Source organism: Cupriavidus neocaledonicus (genome assembly GCF_000372525.1).
GTDB lineage: Bacteria > Pseudomonadota > Gammaproteobacteria > Burkholderiales > Burkholderiaceae > Cupriavidus > Cupriavidus neocaledonicus.
The window spans coordinates 80,032-100,684 of the sequence record NZ_AQUR01000094.1; the positions used below are offsets into that span (position 1 = coordinate 80,032).

A 20,653-nucleotide genomic window follows, 5' to 3' on the forward strand; every position below is an offset into this window, starting at 1 on the left:
CTCTGCCACCTGTAGTCACGCCGCGTCGTGCTCCACGCGGCTGCGCACGAAGTCGATGTGGGTCTGCATCGCCGTGCGCGCCTCTTCCGGGCGGCGCGCGCAGATGGCATCGCACAGCGTGCGGTGCTGCAGCAGTAGCAGGTCCGAGGCGCCGTCGTCCTGTTCGCGCAGGCCGGTGCCATTGATGGTGATGTGCTCGCGCAGCATGCCGATCACGCTGGTATGCAGGTGCAGGAACATGGTGTTGTGCGAGGCCTGCGCGATGGCGTCGTGCAGCTGCGCGTCGGCATCGGCCTCGGCCTGCTTGTCGTCGGCGGCGCGCGCGCGTTCCAGTTCGGCCATCAGCGCGCGGATGCGCCTGACGTCGGCGGCATCGGCGCGCAACGCCGCGAAATAGGCCGTGGCGCCTTCCAGCACGCGGCGAAACTCCAGGATGTCTTCGCGCAGCGCGGGATGGTCCGCCACCAGCTGGCCCCACGGCGAGGCAATGCCGGCGCGCAACTGGTCGGTGGCATAGACGCCCGCGCCGCGCCGGCTCTGCAGCAGGCCGCGCGCGGCCAGGCGCTGGATCGCCTCGCGCACGGTGTTGCGCGCCACCGCGTACTGCTCGGCCAGCACGCGCTCGGCCGGCAGCCGCGTGCCGGGCGGCCAGGTGCCGTCGAGCAGCGCGGTTTCCATGCGCCGCATCACCGACTCCACGCGTCCACGGGTATGCCCGTGCCTGGCTGCCGTCATGCCGTGCTCCCTCGCTCCTGAACGTGTCTGAACGCGCGCGACCGCTTTCTGCATTGGTCCAACCAATTTGAAGCGCCGCGCGGAAGCGGGAATTATGCGCCCAAACGTGCGACCCAGCACGTGTGGAGCGAGACATGAAGGATCGTCAGTACCCCAGCGGCCCTGCCCCCACGCAGGCCTACCTGTTTGCCACCTGCTTGGTCGACATGTTCGTGCCGCAGGCCGGCCTGGATGCCGTGCGACTGCTCGAGCGCGAAGGCCTGACCGTGCATTTCCCGCGCGGCCAGAGCTGCTGTGGCCAGCCCGCCTACAGCAGCGGCAACCCCGACGCGGCCCGTGCGGTGGCGCGCGCCCAGCTCGACCTGTTCGGCCAGCCGTGGCCGGTGATCGTGCCGTCCGGTTCGTGCGCCGGCATGATGCGCCACCACTGGCCGCAGCTCTTTGCCGACGATCCGGTGGCCGGCCCGCAGGCGCGCGAACTGGCCGGACGCGTCTATGAGCTGGGCGAGTTCCTGCTGCACGTGCTGAAGCTGGACTTCGGCGCTGCCGCGCCATCGGCCCAGCCGCCGGAGCGCATCGTGCTGCATACCTCGTGCGGCGCGCGCCGCGAAATGGGCACGCGCCAGCACGGCGTGGCGCTGGTCGATGCACTGCCGGGCGTGACCCGCGTCGAGCACGCGCGCGAGTCGGAATGCTGCGGCTTCGGCGGCACCTTCTCGCTCAAGCATCCGGATATCTCGGGGGCGATGGTGCGCGACAAGGTGGCCTCGGCCTGCGCCACCGGCTGCGACCGCCTGGTCTCGGCCGACTGCGGCTGCCTGCTCAATATCGGCCATACCGCCGCGCACGACCGCGCGCCGCTTCAGGTGGAGCACCTCGCCAGCTTTCTCTGGCGCCGTACCGGAGGTGCCGCATGAGCACGCCCGGCGCCCGCGAACGCATGCTCGGCCGGCTGCGCGCCGCCGCGCCCGTGCCGTCCCCGCAGACCACCGAGCTGGACCGCCGCATCGACGACCATTTCGAAGCACGCCGCCAGGGCACGCCAACGACTGGCGCACGCGTCGCCGCGATGCAGGCCGCGCTGCAAGGCCTGCATGCCGAAGTCTGGTGCGCCGACGCCGGCGCCTGGCCGGCGATGCTTGCCGCCGAACTGGCCCGGGCAGGTGTGAAGCGCCTGCTGCTCGATCCGGCCACCGTGGCCGGCGTGGCGCTGGCCGCCGCGCTACCGGCCGGTATCGAAGCCATCGGCTACGACCGCCCGATCGAGGCGTGGAAGGCAGAACTGTTCGACACCGTCGATGCCGGCTTCACCGTGGCGCGCTCCGGCATCGCCGCCACCGGCACGCTGGTGCTGGCGCCCGATGCGGGCTCGCCGCGCACGGTGTCGCTGGTGCCGCCGCTGCATGTCGCGCTGGTGCGCGCCTCGACGCTGCATGACGACCTGCACATGGCGGCGCGCGCCGAGCGCTGGGCCGACGGCATGCCGACCAACCTGGTGCTGGTCTCGGGTCCGTCCAAGACCTCGGACATCCAGCAAACCCTGGCCTACGGCGCGCATGGTCCGCGCCGGCTGTGGGTCGTGATCGAAACCGACACCGCGGAGGCCGCGCGATGAGCCAGCAAACCCTGCAATTCGTTGCGCCGCGAGAGTTCAAGGCGCGCGCCCGCGAGGCGCTGGACGACCCCAAGCTGCGCCAGAGCTTCCGCGGCGCGATGGACTTCCTGCAAGGCAAGCGCCTGGCGCAGTTTCCCGACGCCGACGAGCTCGAGCGCCTGCGCGACCTGGGCGAGGCGGTGCGCCAGCACGCGCTGGCCAACCTGCCGGACCTGCTGGTGCAGCTGGAACAGAAGCTGACCGCCGCCGGCGTGCAGGTGCACTGGGCCGAGAGCGCCGACGAGGCCAACGCCATCATCCACGGCATCGCCAGCGCCAGGCAGGCCACGCGGGTGATCAAGGGCAAGTCGATGGCCAGCGAAGAGATCGAGCTGAACCATTACCTGGCCGAGCGCGGCGTCGCCTGCATCGAGTCGGACATGGGCGAATACATCGTCCAGCTGGCCGGCGAGAAGCCTTCGCATATCGTGATGCCGGCGATCCACAAGACCAAGGGCGATATCGCGCAGCTGTTCACTGAGCATATCCCCGACACGCCCTATACCGAGGACGTCGACGCGCTGATCCAGACCGGGCGCCGCGCGCTGCGCCAGGCCTTTGTCGACGCCGACATCGGCCTGTCCGGCGTGAACTTCGCCGCCGCCGACACCGGCACGCTGTGGCTGGTGGAAAACGAGGGCAACGGCCGGCTCTCCACCACGGTGCCGGACGTGCATATCGCCATCATGGGCATGGAGAAGGTGGTGGCCCGGCTCGAGCACATCGTGCCGCTGTCGACGTTGCTGACGCGCTCGGCCACGGGCCAGGCCATCACCACCTACTTCAACCTGATCTCGGGCCCGCGCCGCGCGGGCGAGCGCGACGGCCCGCGCGAAGTGCACCTGGTGCTGCTCGACAACGGCCGCACCCAGGCCTATGCCGACGCGCAGTTGCGCGCCACGCTGCAATGCATCCGCTGCGGCGCGTGCATGAACCACTGCCCGGTCTACACCCGCATCGGCGGCCATGCCTACGGCACCACCTACCCGGGCCCGATCGGCAAGATCCTGTCGCCCCACCTGCTGGGGCTGGACGCCACCGCCGACCTGGCCACCGCCTCGAGCCTGTGCGGCGCCTGCGGCGAGGTCTGCCCGGTGCGCATCCCGATCCCGCAACTGCTGGTGCGCCTGCGCACCGAGTCCAACCGCGATCCCGCAGAACCGGTGGCCAACCCGCTGCGCGGCCAGGGCGCCAAGTACAGCCGCGGCGAGCACCTGGTGTGGCGCTTCTGGAGCGGCGCCTATTCGCACCCGGCGGCCTACCGGCTGTTCCGCTGGGCCGCCACGCGCCTGCGCGCGCTGACACCGGCGCGGCAGCTGGGATGGACGCAGCACCGCACGCCGCTGAAGCCGGCGGCGAAAAGCCTGGCGGACCTGCTGAAGGAAAAGGGGCAGCCGGAGTAGGCGGCGCCAGGCGCGGCGCAGTACAGCGCTGACGCTTCCAGCCCCCGCTTGTTTGCTCCCCTCTCCCGCTTGCGGGAGAGGGGCAGGGGGTGAGGGCAGGCGGTGGCATACCGACGGCCTGTACTTCGTCGACACACCGGCCCTCACCCCAGCCCTCTCCCGCAAGCGGGAGAGGGAGCACACAAACGCGCAGGCTGACATCACCGCGCTTTTCAGAACAACAAAGCTTTCCCGAACCACCACAAATCAGGAGACCACCCTTGCAACCCTGGACCCAACTCTACACACCGCTAGGCAGCCTGTGGCTGTCCTCACTGGCGGCAGCGATTCCCATCGTGTTCTTCTTTATCGCGCTGGCGGTCTGGCGCATGAAGGGTCATGTCGCCGCGGCGGTGACGCTGCTGCTGGCGCTGGCCGTGGCGATCTTCGCTTACGGCATGCCCGCGCAGCAGGCGCTGGCCGCGGCCGGCTTCGGCTTTGCCTATGGGCTGTGGCCGATTGCATGGATCATCGTGACCGCGGTGTTCCTCTACAAGATCGTGGTCAAGACCGGACAGTTCGACGTGATCCGCGCTTCGGTGCTGTCGATCACCGACGACCAGCGCCTGCAGATGCTGCTGATCGGCTTTGCCTTCGGCGCGTTCCTGGAAGGCGCGGCCGGCTTCGGTGCGCCGGTGGCGATCACCGCGGCGCTGCTGGTGGGACTGGGCTTCAACCCGCTGTACGCGGCGGGGCTGTGCCTGATCGCCAATACCGCGCCGGTGGCGTTCGGCGCGATGGGCATCCCCATCATCGTGGCGGGGCAGGTGACGGGCCTGGACCCGTTCCATATCGGCGCCATGGCCGGGCGCCAGCTGCCGCTGCTGTCGCTGCTGGTGCCGTTCTGGCTGGTGTTCATGATGGACGGCGCCAAGGGCGTGCGCGAGACCTGGCCCGCGGCGCTGGTGTGCGGCGGCAGCTTCGCCGTGACGCAGTACTTCACCTCCAACCATATCGGGCCGGAACTGCCGGACATCACTTCGGCGCTGGTCAGCCTGGTGTCGCTGGCGGCGTTCCTGAAGGTGTGGCAGCCGCGCAGCGCATCGCAGCGCGCCGGCGGCAACGCCGGCAACGTCAGCGGCGGCACGGTCGCGCTGGCGGGCTTTGGCGGCGATATTGGCGGCGGTGATGGCGGCGGTTATGGCGGCGCGATGCAGAGCCGCAAGCCGTCGCCCTACACGCTGGCGCAAACGCTGCGCGCATGGGCGCCGTTCGGCATCCTGACTGCCATCGTCACGGTGTGGAGCCTGCAGCCGTTCAAGGCGCTGTTCGCCGCCAACGGCCCGCTGGCGGGCACGGTGCTGAAGTTCAAGGTGCCGGGGCTGGACCAGCTGGTGATCAAGGCCGCGCCGATCGTGGCCACGCCCAAGGCCTATGACGCGGTGCTGAAGATCGACCTGCTCTCCGCGGTCGGCACCGCGATCCTGCTGACCGCGCTGATCTCCGCCGTGCTGCTGCGCATGAAGCCGCGCGACCTGCTGGCCACGTTCGGGGAAACGCTGGTGGAACTGGCGCGCCCGGTGCTGTCGATCGGGCTGGTGCTGGCCTTCGCCTTTGTCGCCAACTACTCCGGCATGTCGTCGACGCTGGCGCTGCTGCTGGCCGGCACGGGCGCGGCATTTCCGTTCTTCTCGCCGTTCCTGGGCTGGCTGGGCGTGTTCCTGACCGGGTCCGACACCTCGTCGAATGCGCTCTTCTGCGCGCTGCAGAACACCACCGCGCACCAGATCGGCGTGTCCGACACGCTGATGGTCGCGGCCAACACCACCGGCGGCGTCACCGCCAAGATGATCTCGCCGCAATCGATCGCGGTGGCCTGCGCGGCGACCGGGCTGGTGGGCAAGGAATCTGAGCTGTTCCGCTTCACCGTGAAGCACAGCCTGCTGTTCGCGGTGATCATCGGGGTGATGACGATGGTGCAGGCGTATTGGCTGCCGGGGATGATTCCGGGGTAACACCCGAATCCTGCGGATTGCGTGCGCCCTCTCCCGCTTGCGGGAGAGGGTTGGGGTGAGGGCCGATGCGTCGACGAAGTAACGGCCGTCGGTATGCCACCGCCTGCCCTCACCCCCTGCCCGTCTCCCGCAAGCGGGAGAGGGGAGCAAACCAGTGGTGAGAGGTGACCGCGTCGCCTCTACTTTAGAAACTCGTCCCCTTCAGTGAGCGGCGCATACCGGTACGTCGCCGGCGTCCGGCTCAGCTTCACCGGCGCCCCCAGCCCCTGGTACCCCCCTTCCATCTCCACCACCATCTCGCGGTGCCGCGTATGCGGATGCTGCAAGGCATCCGCCACCGACAGCACCGGCGCGCATGGCACGCCCGCGGCCACCAGCGCATCCGCCAGCGCCTTGCCGTCGAGCGTGCGCAGGCGCGCTTCCAGTTCGGCCTTCAGCGCGACGCGGTTGACCGATCGCGCGCCGGCGGTGGCGTAGCGCTCGTCGTCGGCCAGCGCCGGCACCTGCAGGTGCTCGCACAGGATGCGGAACTGCCGGTCGTTGCCGACCGCCAGGAACACCGGGTCGGTGGCGGTGGCGACGGTGTCGTACGGATAGATGTTGGGATGCGCATTGCCGGTGCGCTGCGGCGTCTTGCCGCTCATGAACCAGTTGGCCGCATGCGGATGCAGCAGCGACAGCCCCGAGTCATAGAGCGCGGCCTCGACAAACTGCCCGCGCCCGCTGCGGGCGCGCTCCTGCAGCGCCAGCAGCACGCCGATCACGGCGTTGAGGCCGGTCACCATGTCCACCACCGGCAAGCCCACGCGCAGCGGATCGCCATCGGCCTCGCCGTTGATGCTCAGGATGCCGGACATGGCCTGGATCGCGGCATCGTAGCCGGGCAGGCCGCCCAGCGGGCCGTCGGCGCCAAAGCCTGACACGCGGCAATGGACCAGCCGCGGGAAGCGCGCCGACAGTTCGTCATAGCCCAGCCCCCACTTCTCCAGCGTGCCGGTCTTGAAGTTCTCGACCAGCACGTCGGCCTCGGCCAGCAGCGCCAGCAGCACCTCGCGGTCCGGCGCGGCGGTCAGGTCCAGCCGCATCACGCGCTTGTTGCGGTTCAGGCCGAAGTAGTAGGAGGCCACGCCGTCCTTGAACGGCGGCCCCCAGGTACGGGTGTCGTCGCCCTGCGGCGGTTCGATCTTGAGCACGTCGGCGCCGTGGTCACCCAGGATCTGGCCGCAGTACGGGCCGCCCAGGATGCGCGACAGGTCGACCACGCGGATGCCGGCGAGCGCGCCGGGACTGGCTTGGGTCATGGCTGCGATTCCCCCGGTGTCGTCAGTCAAGCTGGGCGCCGGACTTCTGCACCACGGCGCGCCACTTGCCGACCTCGGCCTTGACGAAGCTGCCGAGCTGCTCCGGCGTGGTCGACGGCGCGAACTCCAGCCCTTGGCCCTGCAGGGTCTTGCGCACGTCGGGCTGCTTCAGTGCGTCGGCAAAGGCGCGGTTGAGCTTGCCGACCACCTCCGCCGGCGTGCCGGCCGGCGCCACCACGCCGAAGAACACCGATACGTCGAAGCCGGGCACGCCCTGCTCGGCCACCGTCGGCACGTCCGGCAGCGCCTGCGAGCGCGCCCGGGTGGTCACGCCCAGCGCGCGCACCTTGCCGCTCTTGATGAAGGGCATCGCGGTCAGCACGTCGGTGAAGGTCATGCTGACCTGGCCGCCCAGCAGGTCGTTCAGCGCCGGGCCGGTGCCCTTGTACGGGATGTGCTGGAAATCGGTGCCGGTGACGTTGTTGAACAGCACGCCGGCCAGGTGCGACGAAGCGCCATTGCCGGACGAGGCATAGGTCAGCTTGCCCGGATGCGCCTTGCCGTAGGCGATCAGCTCGTTGACGTTCTTCGCCGGCACCGACGGATTGACCACCAGCACGTTGGGCAGCTGGCCGATCTGGATCACCGGGGTGAAGCTCCTGACCGGGTCGTAATTGATCTTGCGGTACAGGCTGACGTTGATCGCCAGCGGCGCCGAAGTGCCGAACATCAGCGTGTAGCCGTCAGGCTCGGCGCGCGCCACCGCCTCGGCGCCGATATTGCCGCCGGCGCCGGCACGGTTCTCGACCACCACCGGCTGGCCCAGGCTGGTCTTGAGCGCGGCCGCCAGCGTGCGCGCCATGGCATCGGTGGGGCCGCCGGGCGGATAGGTGACCACCATCATGATGGGCTTGGACGGGAAGTCCTTCTGCGCGAAGGCGGGGGCGATAAACAGCGAGCACGCGGCGATGGCCGCGACGCGGTGCCAGAGTTTCATGGCGTTGTCTCCTGATGCAGGACTTCTCCCGCGGGGTCTGCGGGATGGTTGGGGCTGCTCCCTCTCCCGCTTGCCGGAGAGGGGCGCAAACAATGGGTTCAGGTTGCGGCGTCAGAACACGTTGACCGCGTCCACCGCGCCGGCCGCGCGCACCGCGCCATCCTCGGCGGGCGCCACCGTTTCGGCGAGCCATGCCGGCTCCTCGCTCGCCGCCAGGGGGTCCTGCGGCAGCACGCGGTGGCGCAGCACCAGCTGCGCCAGCCGCATGCGGCGCACCGAGCCGATGCGCCCGGCTTCCCAGGCCATCGCCACCGCGCTGGTCACGTGGTACAGCGCCGAGGCCGCCTGGCGCGCCAGCAGCTCGCCGTCGGCACCGGCCGCGGCGGCGTGGCCGGCGAGTTGGGCGGCGCCGGCGATGGCGCCTTCGAACACGGCACGGGCTTCCGCGTGCATCGGCGTAGAGGCCAGCAGCCCGGCCAGGTGCGCCTGCAGCACCGGCAATGCGCCCTCGCGCCGCACCGCGCGCAGCACGTCGAGCGCGACGATATTGCTGGTGCCTTCCCAGATCGAGCCGAGGTGGGCGTCGCGCACCAGGCGCGGGTCGCTCCATTCCTCGATATAGCCGCAGCCGCCGCGAATCTCCATGGCGTCGCCGGTGACCTTGCGCGCGTCGCGGCAGGCGCGGAACTTGATCAGCGGGGTCAGGATGCGCATCAGCGCGTAGGCGTCGGGCTCGCCGGCGTCGGCGCGGCGCAGCGCCTCGGCGGTCTGGAACACCATGGTGCGCGCCTGCTCGGTCGGCAGCGTCAGCTTGAGCAGCTGGCGGCGCATCAGCGGCATGTCCCGCAGGCGCTTGCCGAAGGCCTGGCGCTCGCGCGCGATGAACAGGCCCTCGGTCAGTGCGCGCCGCATCAGCCCGGCGGCGCGCACGCCGTTGGACAGGCGCGAGTTGTTGATCATGTCCGCCATCTGCACGAAGCCGCGGCCGGGTTCGCCGACCAGGTAAGCGTGCGCGCCCTCGAGCCGGATCTCGCCGCTGGCCATCGAGCGCGTGCCCAGCTTGTCCTTGAGCCGGATGATGCGGTAGTGGTTGGCGCTGCCGTCTTCCAGCTGGCGCGGCAGCAGGAACAGTGACACGCCCTTGTGGCCAGGCACGGCGTTGCCGGCCTCGTCTTCCACGCGTGCCAGCACCATCGCCAGCGCGGCATCGGGGTTGGAGCAGAACCACTTGTCGCCATGCAGGCGCCAGCCGCCCTCGGCCGCGGCATCGCGCACCGCGCGGGTGGCGGTGGCGGCCACGTCGGAGCCGGCGCCCTGCTCGGTCATGAACATCGCGCCCTGGTACAGGTCGTCGAACACCTGCGTGGTCAGGTTGGGCAGGAAGCGCCCGACCAGCGCCGGGTCGCCGAACTTGCGCAGCGTGCGCGTCAGCGAATCGGTCATCGACAGCGGGCAGCACAGGCCGAACTCGGCCTGCACGAACAGATAGGTGAGCGCGTACTTGGCCGCCGGCGGCATGGGCTTGTCCCAGCCCAGCACGCCGCCGCGGTGCGACGCCGCGGCGAGCCCGAACTCGGCAAAGGCCACGCGCTCCATCTCGACATAGGCCGGATGCTTGTCGATGCGCTGCGCGTCCACGCCGGCGCGGGTGCGGTAAGTCAGCTCCGGCGGGTTGCGGTCGGCCACGCCGGCCAGCTCGTCAAGCACGCCGCCGGCCAGCGCGCCCATGCGCTCGAGGTGGGGCAACAGGTGGTTGAACAGGTCGGGCGGCAGGTACAGCGGCAGCAGCGCGCGCAGGTCCGGGTCGGCGGCGAGCAGGCTGCCGCCCTGGCGGTCCGGCACCGGGTGCGCCGCGGCAGCGGCGGGCGCGCAGTGGTGTTGCTGGGGGATGTCGCGCACGGCGCTGGATGGCATGGCAGGTCTCCGGGGTATGGCGGTGCCGGCTGGCGGCCCTTTGGGCTCCATTATTCAAACCCCATGGATTTGCGTCTAATTCTAAAATTGGCTTGATCCATATAATTTCTGTATCGCCATGGAATTCCGCCACCTGCGTTACTTCCTCGTGCTGGCCGAGGAACTGCACTACGGTCGCGCCGCGCGCCGGCTGGCCATCTCGCAGCCGCCGCTGTCGCTCAATATCCAGCAGCTCGAGGCCTCGGTCGGGGCGCGGCTGTTCGACCGCGACAGCCGCGGCGTGCGGCTGACCGCGGCCGGGCGGGCCTTTCGCGAATCGGCCACGGCGCTGCTGGCGCAGGCCGAGGCCGCGCGGGTGCTGGCGCGCGAGATCGAAGCCGGCGCCATCGGCCGCCTGCGCGTGGGCTTTGTCGGCTCGATGCTGTACCGCGGGCTGCCGCAGACCCTGCGCGAGTTCGAGGCGGCCTACCCGGGCATCCACGTGGCTTTGACCGAACTGAATTCGCAGGAACAGATCGACGCGCTGCTGCACGACGAGCTCGACGCCGCCTTCATCCACACCGGCCGGGTGCCGGATACCCTGCAGGCCACGCTGGTGCATTCGGAGCCGTTCGTCTGCTGCCTGCCCGCCGACCATGCGCTCGCCGCGCTGACGGAGTTGCCGCTGACGTCGTTGCGCGGCGAGCCGTTCGTGCTGTTCTCGCGCAAGGCCTCGCCGGACTACTACAGCCGGATCTTCGACATGTGCGCCGCGCAGGGCTTCTTCCCGCAGATCCGGCATGAGGTGCGGCACTGGCTGTCGGTGGTGTCGCTGGTGTCGCAGGGCATGGGGGTGGCGGTGGTGCCGGCGGCGCTGGCGCGCTCCGGCATGGCCGGCGCGGCGTTCCGGCCGCTGGCGCAGGCGCCGGTGCGCTCGGAGGTCTATTGCGCCTGGAAGACGGCGCCAGACCACCCCGCGCGCGACCACTTTGTCGCCATGGTGGCGGGCAAGGCGGCGCCCAAGCGCAGCCATAAAGAAAAAGCCACCGGTCCAGGGACCGATGGCTTGTGAAGTACGCGTGGAACGGGGTGTTCAGCGTGCTGTGAGCTTAACGCCGCTGGCTTACGGCATCCATAACGCAAATGCAGTAATTGCGCCCGTTTGCAGGAATCGCGCGCATTCGGTGTTCCATTGCCGAACCGCGGTTTTGGCTCGGTTGAACAACAGGTGCGTCGGACCCGCATCGCCACCGGCCAGCGCTCAGCCATTCGTCCCCTTAGCGGTTATCATTCGCCTCCTGCCGTGCCCCGGCGGGCAAGGCTGGCGTGCCCGCCCTTTGAGGGGGCAACGTAAAGCCTCATTTGCGATACAATGAAAACGATTTTCATTTACATACCCCGGCGCGGTCGCATCGACCGCTTGGCGGCAGGCCGCGCCACGGACTGGAAGCATGATGCGGTTGTCTGAACTTCCACGGCGCACGCCCGCCGTAGTGCAATCGGTGGACGACGCCACCCCAGGGGATCCGGTTGCGCGCCGCCTGCGCGAATTGGGCTTCGTTGCCGGCGAAGCCGTGCAGGTCATCGCCTACGGGCCGTTCGGCATGGACCCGCTGGTGGCGCAGGTCGGCTTCACGCGCTTTGCGCTGCGCCGCTCGGAGGCGGCGCGCATCGGCGTGGAAATCGCCAGCGCCTCGGTCACCCGCATCGCCCCCGCCACGCAGGGCGACGAGACTGCGCAACCGTCCGCCAAGCGGACCGCCTGAGCCTTCCCCGGATTATGTCTGCAGCTGCTTCCCCTTCGGCCCTGCGCATCGCGCTGGTCGGCAATCCCAATTGCGGCAAGACCGCACTGTTCAACCGCCTGACCGGCAGCCGCCAGAAGGTGGCCAACTACGCCGGCGTCACCGTCGAGCGCAAGGAAGGCTACTTCGTGTCGCCAGCCGGTCGCCAGGTGCGCATCCTGGACCTGCCCGGCGCCTACAGCCTGCACGCGGCCAGCCTCGACGAAGCCATCACGCGCGATGTCTGCCTGGGCCAGCGCGCCGGCGAAGCGCGCCCGGACCTGCTGGTGTCGGTGGTCGATGCGACCAACCTGCGCCTGCACCTGCGCTTCGTGCTGGAGCTGCGCCAGCTGGGCCTGCCGATGGTGGTGGTGCTCAATATGAGCGACGCCGCCGCGCGGCGCGGCATCCAGATCGATCGCGACCAGCTGTCGGCCGCGCTCGGCGTGCCGGTGGTCAGCACCGTGGCGGTCCGGCGCGACGGCGCCGCGGCGCTGATCAGCCTGCTCGATGCCACGCTGCCGCCGGCCCCGCCGTCCGGCCTGTCTGCCGGCCCGGACTTCGACGTGCATGCCGAAGTCAACCGCCTGCTGTCGGCCGCGGTGAGCATGCCGGCGCGCACCGCCGCGCTGGACGACCGCCTCGACCGCATCGTGCTGCATCCCGTGTTCGGCCTGTTGCTGCTGGCGGTGCTGCTGTTCCTGATGTTCCAGGCGGTGTTCTCGTGGGCCGAGCCGCTGATGGACGGCATCGAGGGCGGCGTGCACTGGGCCGGCGAGATGCTGGGCGCCTGGCTGCCCGACGGTATGCTCAAGAGCCTGCTGGTCGACGGCCTGGTCGCCGGGCTGGGCAGCGTGGTGGTGTTCCTGCCGCAGATCCTGATCCTGTTTCTGTTTATCCTGACGCTGGAGGAATCCGGCTACCTGCCGCGCGCGGCCTTCCTGCTCGACCGCCTGATGATGGGCGCGGGGTTGTCGGGGCGCTCGTTCATCCCGCTGCTGTCCAGCTTTGCCTGCGCCATTCCCGGCATCATGGCCACGCGCACCATCCAGGACCCGCGCGACCGGCTCACCACCATCCTGGTGGCGCCGCTGATGACCTGCTCGGCACGGCTGCCGGTCTATGCGCTGCTGATCGGCGCCTTCATCCCCGAGCGCACCGTGATGGGCCTGTTCAACCTGCAGGGGCTGGTGCTGTTCGCGCTGTACGTGGCCGGCATCGTCAGCGCGCTGGTGGTGGCCTATGCGCTCAAGTTCCTGCGCCGCGACCGCACCGACCATCCGCTGCTGATGGAGCTGCCGTCGTACCGCATCCCCAATCCGCGCGACATCGCCATCGGCTTGTGGGAGCGTGCCCGCATCTTCCTGTCGCGCGTGGGCAAGGTGATCCTGGCGCTGACGGTGCTGCTGTGGTTCCTGTCGACCTTCCCGTCCGCGCCCGCGGACGCGACCGCGCCGGCGATCGACTACAGCTTTGCCGGCATGATCGGCCACGCGCTGCAGAAAGTGTTCGCGCCGGTGGGCTTCAACTGGCAGATCTGCATTGCGCTGGTGCCGGGCCTGGCCGCGCGCGAAGTCGCGGTGGGCGCGCTGGCCACCGTCTACGCGCTGTCGGGCAGCGAAGAGACCGTGGCCACGCAGCTGGCGCCGATGATCGCCGCGCAATGGTCGCTCGCCACCGCGCTGTCGCTGCTGGCGTGGTACGTGTTCGCGCCGCAGTGCATTTCCACGCTGGCGGTGATCCGGCGCGAGACCGACTCCTGGAAGGTGATGGCGCTGTCGGCCGCCTACCTGACCGGGCTGGCCTACCTGGCGGCGTTCGTGACCTACCGCGTCGCGCTGCTGTTCAGCTGAGGCCAGCCGCCGCCATGAGCCTCTACCACGCCATCGAAACCCTGCTGGTCCCGCTGATCGTGCTGGCGTGCGCGGTATCGGTGGCGGCGCGCTATGCGCCACGCACGCGCGAGCGGGTCAAGGCGGCGCTGGCGGCACGCCTGGGCGGCCCGGCCGCCGCCGGCTGGCGCGGCCGCCTGGCACGCTGGCTGGCGCCGCAGGCCGCCGCCGGCTGCGCCAGCGGCTGCGACGACGGCGGCTGCAATACCTGCGGCGCCAATACCACCACGCCGGCCAGCCAGGACAAGCCTGCCGAGCAGGTGGTGCGCTTCGTGCGCAAGCGCTGAAGCGCGCTTTTCTCCTCCCTCATCCTCCACGCAGAAACGGGTACGCCCGCTGCAGCCGCATGGTGTGGCAGGCGGCGGATGGCGTGCGGGCGGGCGTGTTTGCAGGCGGCGGCGCGGGTCTTTTTACTGGTCAATCGGGCCCGTTCCGATGCACGCAGAATTGGGTACGCTTTACGCGCTCGCCTGCCGGGCAGGCACGCAGAAACGGGTACGCTCCACAAGTTATCCCTGCCGCTTGTGTACTCCCTCTCCCGCTTGCGGGAGAGGGTTGGGGTGAGGGCCCGGCGTCGCAACGAAGTCAACGCGTTGGCATAGCGAAATCCTGCCCTCACCCCCGCCCCTCTCCCGCAAGCGGGAGAGGGGAGCAAACCAGCAGCCCGTCTGCGTCTTCGCAAAGCAAAACGTGCAAAACAAGACGCCCTCCATCCGGAGGGCGTCTCTCCAGCCGCGGGATACCGGCGCTTACCTGACCGTACCGTAGAACACCAGCTTCAGCGGCGTATTGTCGGTGACCGCGGTGCAGGTCGCGGTGATGGTGAAGTCGCCGGGCCCGGTGCCGCTGGCGCGCACCTGGTTGGGCAGCATCACCATGCTCGGGCTCAGCGACACCGGCCCGGTGCTGGACCATGCCCAGCCCTTGCACGCGGTGTACTGCGCATCCTCGCCCAGGTGCTTCATGCGCGCGGTTACCTCGATCGGCATCGGCGCCAGCAGCAGCAGCGTCATCGGATCCTGGTTGTCGCCCACCAGTGCCCACAGCGGGTTCTCGGTCACCGTCAGGATGGCGCTGCGGCGCTCGCCCAGCTTGCTGCTGACCGCGGTCACTGTCAGGCCGCCCTGCACCGGACCGGTATCGCCGGCCAGGCTGGTGCGCACCGTGGCGTCATGCGTACCCGCGGCTTCCGTCGCCGACAGCGTCGTCGAGGTGGCGGTGTAGCTCCAGGTGCCGTCGAAGTCCGCGGTCACGTCCTGGCCGTCGTGGCGCAGCACGCGCGCGGTGAAGGTGTCGGGACGATTGCTGAACACCTGCAGCGCGTTGACCTCGCGCCCGCCCTTGGTGGTCACCACGCGATAGGCGGCGGCGCCGTTCTTCTGCACCGTCACCGCGATGACGCCGGCGAGGGCATGGCCGTCAGGCGCGGTCACCGATACCGAGACACTGGCCATGGCCGCGGTCGTGGGCGAGCCGTTGCTGGCCTTCAGCGTGGCGCTGTTCTGGCTGGCCGTGACCTGGACCGCGGTGCCGCTGCTGGACCAGGCCCAGTCGGAGACGCTGGCCGACACATCGCTGCCGTTGCTGTCGAGCAGCGTCACCCTGACCGGCAGCTCCTGGCCGTCGCTCATCGACAGGCTGGTGGCGGGCATCGACAGCGTGTAGCTCGGCGCCGATGCCGGCACCACGGTGATGGTGGCCGATTGCGCGGGCAGTTGCACGGTGGTGTTGTCGGCGCCCCGGACCGTGGCCACCACCTGCACGGTGGTGGTGCCCGGCGCAACGCCCCTGACCACGGCGCTGCCCGGCGTGCCGGCGCCCGCCGCCACGGTGGCGACGGCGCTGTCGGTGCTGGTCCAGTCGAACGTGGTGCTGCCCGATACGTCGACGCCGTTGCTGTCCACGGCCAGCGCGCTGATGGTCAGCGTGCGGCCGACACCGACCTCGCCCGAGGTCACGCTCATCTTCGCGGTATAGGTCAGCGGCGTGGTGGTGCCGCCCGCTGCCGGCGTGGCGGGCGCGCTGTTGCCACCGCCGCCGCCGCATGCCGCCAGCAACAAGGCCGCCGCGGAACCCGCCAGCCAGGATGCCCACGTTCTCAGTCTCATGATGTTCCCCCAGTGGTATTTTTTCCCGCGCTAACAGCCTAGGCACAAAGCGGTCCACGCAATACCAGCCAGAGGACTGAGGTGCAGCGCACAGAACCCGGCCGCGATTCATCCATTCAGCGCAGGGCATCGTCGCCGTACATCGCCATTCGGCCGAGGAAAACAGGAGCCGCCGGCGCGCGCCCAATGCTTGACCAGGCCCGGGCTTGTCGACTAACCTTGCCCGTTCCCATGGACCTGCGCTGCATGCGCACCCAACCGGAGCGGCCGCGGCCCTCCCACTCCAGCCACGATGACCCTTGACCCCAGCACTTCCCGCCAGGCTGCCGATGCGTCCCGCATCGCTGCCCGCGCACGCGTGCTGGCTGCCCTGGCATCGGGCCGCGCCCTGCGCGCTTCCTCGCTACTGCTAAGCCTACCGATCGGTTGCCGGGCCTAGGGCCCCGTGGCAGTTCGGCAGCCTTGCGCCACCCTGTTCCCGTTTTTCCCTTTTTCATCTTCCCTTGCGAGGAAGGAGACCCCGTATGCTCGTCAATCCCGCCACCAAGTACCGCCCCGCCGCCACCGTCGACCTCGGTGACCGCACCTGGCCCGGCCGCACCATCACGCACGCGCCGCGCTGGATGAGCACCGACCTGCGCGACGGCAACCAGGCCCTGATCGAGCCGATGAACCCGGCGCGCAAGCTGCGCTTCTTCGAACAGCTGGTGAAGATCGGCCTGAAGGAAATCGAAGTGGCGTTCCCCGCCGCCTCGCAGACCGACTTCGACTTCGTGCGCATGCTGATCGAAGAACGGCGCATCCCTGACGACGTCACCATCGTCGTGCTGACGCAGTCGCGCGAAGACCTGATCCGCCGCACCGTTGAATCCGTGCGCGGCGCGGCACGCGCCACCGTGCACCTGTACAACCCGATCGCACCGGCCTGGCGCCGCATCGTCTTCAATGCCTCGCGCGACGAGATCAAGGCAGTCGCGGTATCCGGCACGCGCCTGATCAAGGCGCTGACCGATGCCATGCCCGAGACCGCCTGGACCTACGAGTATTCACCCGAGACCTTCAGCCTGGCTGAACTGGATTTCTCGCTGGAAATCAGCGACGCGGTGTCGGCCGCGTGGCAGGCCGGCCCGGGCCGCCCGATGATCCTGAACCTGCCGACCACGGTGGAATGCAGCACGCCCAACGTGTTCGCCGACCAGATCGAATGGATGCACCGCCGCCTCGCGCGGCGCGAGCACATCGCGCTCTCGGTGCACCCGCACAACGACCGCGGCACCGCAGTGGCGGCGGCGGAGCTGGCGTTGATGGCAGGCGCCGACCGGGTGGAGGGCTGCCTGTTCGGCAACGGCGAGCGCACCGGCAATGTCGACCTGGTGACGCTGGCGCTGAACCTCTATACGCAGGGCGTGGCGCCGCAGCTGGACTTCTCCGACATCGATGCGGTGCGCCAGTGCGTCGAGCACTGCAACCAGCTGCCGGTGCACCCGCGCCATCCGTATGTGGGCGACCTGGTGTTCACCGCGTTCTCGGGCTCGCACCAGGATGCGATCCGCAAGGGCTTCGCGCAGCAGCAGCCGGACGCAATCTGGGAAGTGCCCTACCTGCCGATCGACCCGGCCGACCTGGGCCGCAGCTACGACGCGGTGATCCGCGTCAACAGCCAGTCGGGCAAGGGCGGCATGGCCTACCTGCTGGAACAGGTGCATGGCCTCTACCTGCCGCGCCGCCTGCAGATCGAGTTCAGCCGCGCGGTGCAGGCCATGACCGACGACAGCGGGCTGGAAGCGAGCGCCGACGACCTTCATGCCCTGTTCCGGCGCGAGTACCTGGCGCGCGAGGCGCCGCTGCGCTATGTCTCGCACCAGCTGGCAAGCGACAGTACCGGCGCCACCGTGATCACGGTGCAGATGGAGCGCGACGGCCAGCCCTGCAGCGTGCGCGGCAGCGGCAACGGCCCCATCGACGCCTTCATCGATGCGCTGGACCTGCCGGTACGCGTGATGGATTACCACGAGCATGCGATGACCGCCGGCGCCGATGCGCGCGCGGCCTGCTACGTCGAAGTTCGCGTGGGCGATTCGCCGACCGGGTTCGGCGCGGGCATCGACGCCAATCTCGTCACGGCTTCATTGCGTGCGGTGCTGTCGGGCGTGAACCGGCACCTGCAGGCAGGTTTTGCCGCCGGCGCTCACACCCCGGCCAGCGCCACCATGGCCTGAGCGCTGACGTGTAGCGTTTCGCAAGAAAACCGGTGTGCCCCGCCCCCACGGGGCACACCCGGAAAGACGCCCTTGCGGACGCCCACGACATGCCTGGTGCGGATCCGGACACGCGTTGCGCGTGTTCGGATCTTTCGCACAGCGTAAGCGGCAGCATCGGGCCGCGCTACGAATCATTTCGCATGTGGTTAGAAGCGATGTCCGAGGACGCCTCGGTCGTGGCTGCGTTGTAGCGCGATCGCGACGCCGCGCGCGCCATTTGGTTCCGCTTGTTTTGTATCAAGGCCCCGGCCGGCGCGCTCGGCCACACTGGGCGCGGCTTCGATAACAAACCAAGCAGACCTCATGAAAACACTGTCTCTTCGCACCGCCACCTGTTCGGCCCTCGCCGCCTGCGCCATGCTCGGCGCCTTCGCCACGCCCGCGGCCGCCGCGGACGACGCCCAGGGCAACTGGATGGTGCGGCTGCGCGGCACCTACCTCGACATGGCCAACAGCTCCGATCCCGTCGGCGGCGCCGGCCCGTCGGACCGCATCACGGTCAACAACAAGTGGATCCCCGAACTCGACGTCACCTATTTCTTTACGCCGCACATTGCCGCGGAACTGGTGCTGACGGTGCCGCAGAAGCAGAACGTCTACCTCGACGGCAACAAAATCGGCACCTTCAAGCACCTGCCGCCGACGCTGCTGATGCAGTACCACTTCATTCCCAACGGCACCTTCCGCCCGTATATCGGCGCGGGCCTGAACTTCACCCGCATCTGGGGCGAGAACCTCGCCAACAACGCGCTGCAACTGGATAGCTGGAGCGTGGGCCCCGCGTTGCAGATCGGCATGGACTACAAGCTGACCCGGAACTGGTTCCTGAACGCCGACATCAAGAAGATCTGGCTGTCGAGCGACGTGAAGGCGGGGGACGTCAAGGTCTCCAAGGTAAGCCTGGATCCGTGGCTGTTCAGCTTCGGGGTGGGGTATCGGTTCTGATCCTGCCGCGCGACAAAAAAGGCCGGCGCCCCAGGGGCGCCGGCCTTTTGCATTCCACGAGAAGGCGCAGCGGAGCGCTACCTGAACGCTGGCTCGTCAAAGCTGCGCAGCTTGCGCGAATGCAGTTGCTCGACGCCGTTCTCGCGCAGGATGCGGATCGCTTCCAGGCCGATGGTCATGTGCTGGCTGACGCGCTGGCGATAGAACGCGTTGGCCATGCCGCGCAGCTTGAGTTCGCCATGCAGGGGCTTGTCCGATACGCACAGCAGGGTGCCATACGGCACGCGCAGCCGGAAGCCGTTGGCGGCCACCGCCGCGCTCTCCATGTCGATGGCGATCGCGCGCGACTGGTTGAAGCGCGCATACAGCGCCTTGGACTTCAGCTCCCAGTTGCGGTCGTCGGTCGATACCACGGTGCCGGTGCGCATGCGCGTCTTCATCTCGTTGCCGGACAGACCGGTGACGCGCGCCACGGCTTCCTGCAGTGCCACCTGGATCTCGGCGATGGGCGGCACCGGCACCCACGGCGGCAGGTCGTGGTCCAGCACGTGGTCGTCGCGCACATAGGCGTGCGCCAGCACGTAGTCGCCGAGCTGCTGCGATCGGCGCAGCCCGCCGCAATGGCCCACCATCAGCCAGCAGTGCGGGCGCAGCACGGCGAGGTGGTCGGTCATGGTCTTGGCGTTGGACGGCCCCACGCCGATATTGACCAGCGTCACGCCCAGCTTGTCGCCGCGCACCAGGTGGTAGGCCGGCATCTGCGGCAGCACGCGCGGGCGCGTGGCGTCGTCGGGCTCGGCCGCGCCCAGGTCCTGCACCACGTCGCCGGGCTCGACAAAGCGCGTGTAGCCGCCGCCGTCGCCGTCGCCCATCAGCGCGCGCCCCAGCGCGACGAACTCGTCGACATAGCGCTGGTAGTTGGTGAACAGCACGAAGCGCTGGAAGTGTTGCGGCGCCGTGCCGGTGTAGTGGTAGAGCCGCTGCAGCGCCAGGTCCACGCGCTCGGCGGGGAACAGCGACAGCGGCCAGGCTTCGCCGGGCACCGGCTCATAGGTGCCGTTGGCAATGCCGTCGTCGATGCGGTTGAGCTCCGGCAGCACGAACGAGGCTTCCAGCTCGCGCGCCTGGGTGTAGCTGATGTCGGTGGTCGAGGCCTCGATCACGAACGGCAGCGGGATCGGTCGCCGGCTCAGGCCCACCACCACCGGCACGCGGTGATAGCGCATCAGCCGCTCGATCTGGTCGCGGTAGTAGTCGGCCAGCAGGTCGGGGCGCGTCACCGTGGTGCCGTAGACGCCGGGGTACGCCACCGTGCCCCATGACGGCCGGCTGTCGGTGACCATGGTCTCGATGTTGACCGAGATGCCCAGGTACGGATAGCACGCGTGCGCGGCCGAGGGCAGCGGCTTGCCGCCGGCGAAGGCATCGAAGCGCGCGCGCACGGCGCCGACCGATGCATCGTAGATCTCGCGGATGCGGGCAATCGCCGCATCCGCGTCGGTGAACTCGGCGAGCTGGTCGGCCGGGTGCGCGGAGGAGAAGACTGGGGCGTTCATGGAGGCCATGATACCGCGCCGGAGGGTCGCCGTGAGCGACCCTGTGGGCAACCTCGTGAGCCACCTCGCGAGCAACGCCCGGCGCCGCGCGCCAAATTGACGCGCCCGCGCACGCTCGCTACACTCCGCC

General features: G+C 69.4%; 16 protein-coding genes. 10 read left to right on the forward strand and 6 right to left on the reverse strand.

All coding sequences use genetic code 11. From position 1 onward, the window contains the following. Positions 1-15: 15 nt before the first annotated feature. Positions 16-735: a FadR/GntR family transcriptional regulator gene (locus A3AG_RS0114065; RefSeq protein ID WP_018006026.1), complete on the reverse strand. Its 720-nt coding sequence runs from the start codon at positions 733-735 to the stop codon at positions 16-18. 134 nt (positions 736-869) lie between these two features. Here A3AG_RS0114065 and A3AG_RS0114070 point away from each other — a divergent pair, with 134 nt between their 5' ends. From A3AG_RS0114070 to A3AG_RS0114085, 4 genes are all read left to right on the forward strand, one after another. Then, positions 870-1,652, forward strand: coding sequence for a (Fe-S)-binding protein (locus tag A3AG_RS0114070; RefSeq protein WP_018006027.1), 783 nt, complete (start codon positions 870-872; stop codon positions 1,650-1,652). Further along, positions 1,649-2,350, forward strand: a complete 702-nt coding sequence (locus A3AG_RS0114075) for a LutC/YkgG family protein (protein WP_018006028.1) — start codon at positions 1,649-1,651, stop codon at positions 2,348-2,350. The genes A3AG_RS0114070 and A3AG_RS0114075 overlap by 4 nt, the downstream gene beginning before the upstream one ends. Continuing rightward, a complete protein-coding gene (locus A3AG_RS0114080) occupies positions 2,347-3,792 on the forward strand; it encodes a LutB/LldF family L-lactate oxidation iron-sulfur protein (RefSeq protein ID WP_018006029.1) in 1,446 nt (481 codons plus the stop codon). The genes A3AG_RS0114075 and A3AG_RS0114080 overlap by 4 nt, the downstream gene beginning before the upstream one ends. Before the next feature lie 260 nt (positions 3,793-4,052). Beyond that, positions 4,053-5,786 (forward strand): lactate permease LctP family transporter, encoded by a 1,734-nt coding sequence (locus tag A3AG_RS0114085; protein WP_018006030.1) that lies wholly within the window; start codon positions 4,053-4,055, stop codon positions 5,784-5,786. 179 nt (positions 5,787-5,965) lie between these two features. Here the strand turns inward: A3AG_RS0114085 and A3AG_RS0114090 are convergent, their stop codons facing one another. From A3AG_RS0114090 to A3AG_RS0114100, 3 genes are all read right to left on the reverse strand, one after another. Continuing rightward, entirely contained in the window at positions 5,966-7,087 is a 1,122-nt protein-coding gene (locus A3AG_RS0114090; protein WP_018006031.1) for a CaiB/BaiF CoA transferase family protein, read from the reverse strand. Positions 7,088-7,109: 22 nt separating this feature from the next. Continuing rightward, a complete protein-coding gene (locus A3AG_RS0114095) occupies positions 7,110-8,084 on the reverse strand; it encodes a Bug family tripartite tricarboxylate transporter substrate binding protein (RefSeq protein WP_018006032.1) in 975 nt (324 codons plus the stop codon). Between the two features lie 111 nt (positions 8,085-8,195). Then, the gene (locus A3AG_RS0114100; protein ID WP_026164179.1) at positions 8,196-9,998 is read right to left on the reverse strand and encodes an acyl-CoA dehydrogenase family protein; all 1,803 of its coding nucleotides are present in this window, start codon (positions 9,996-9,998) and stop codon (positions 8,196-8,198) included. Between the two features lie 118 nt (positions 9,999-10,116). Between A3AG_RS0114100 and A3AG_RS0114105 the strand changes: the two genes are divergently transcribed. The 4 genes from A3AG_RS0114105 to A3AG_RS0114120 all read left to right on the forward strand — a co-directional run bounded on the left by A3AG_RS0114105 (position 10,117) and on the right by A3AG_RS0114120 (position 13,940). After that, entirely contained in the window at positions 10,117-11,049 is a 933-nt protein-coding gene (locus tag A3AG_RS0114105; protein ID WP_018006033.1) for a LysR family transcriptional regulator, read from the forward strand. Positions 11,050-11,431: 382 nt separating this feature from the next. Further along, a complete protein-coding gene (locus A3AG_RS0114110) occupies positions 11,432-11,743 on the forward strand; it encodes a FeoA family protein (RefSeq protein ID WP_026164180.1) in 312 nt (103 codons plus the stop codon). 14 nt (positions 11,744-11,757) lie between these two features. Then, positions 11,758-13,614 (forward strand): ferrous iron transport protein B, encoded by a 1,857-nt coding sequence (gene feoB / locus A3AG_RS0114115; RefSeq protein WP_018006035.1) that lies wholly within the window; start codon positions 11,758-11,760, stop codon positions 13,612-13,614. A gap of 14 nt (positions 13,615-13,628) precedes the next feature. After that, a complete protein-coding gene (locus A3AG_RS0114120; protein ID WP_018006036.1) occupies positions 13,629-13,940 on the forward strand; it encodes a DUF6587 family protein in 312 nt (103 codons plus the stop codon). 462 nt (positions 13,941-14,402) lie between these two features. Here A3AG_RS0114120 and A3AG_RS0114125 read toward each other — a convergent pair whose 3' ends face one another. Beyond that, on the reverse strand, positions 14,403-15,761 hold the full coding sequence (locus A3AG_RS0114125; RefSeq protein WP_026164181.1) for a hypothetical protein: 1,359 nt from the start codon (positions 15,759-15,761) through the stop codon (positions 14,403-14,405). A 524-nt stretch (positions 15,762-16,285) separates the two neighbouring features. Here A3AG_RS0114125 and leuA point away from each other — a divergent pair. Further along, on the forward strand, positions 16,286-17,980 hold the full coding sequence (gene leuA / locus A3AG_RS0114130) for a 2-isopropylmalate synthase (protein ID WP_018006038.1): 1,695 nt from the start codon (positions 16,286-16,288) through the stop codon (positions 17,978-17,980). Positions 17,981-18,325: 345 nt separating this feature from the next. Then, positions 18,326-18,967, forward strand: a complete 642-nt coding sequence (locus tag A3AG_RS0114135) for an OmpW/AlkL family protein (RefSeq protein ID WP_018006039.1) — start codon at positions 18,326-18,328, stop codon at positions 18,965-18,967. A 77-nt stretch (positions 18,968-19,044) separates the two neighbouring features. On the opposite strand, the gene A3AG_RS0114140 is transcribed toward A3AG_RS0114135, so the two are convergent. Continuing rightward, positions 19,045-20,532 (reverse strand): AMP nucleosidase, encoded by a 1,488-nt coding sequence (locus tag A3AG_RS0114140; RefSeq protein WP_018006040.1) that lies wholly within the window; start codon positions 20,530-20,532, stop codon positions 19,045-19,047. Positions 20,533-20,653 lie beyond the last annotated feature (121 nt).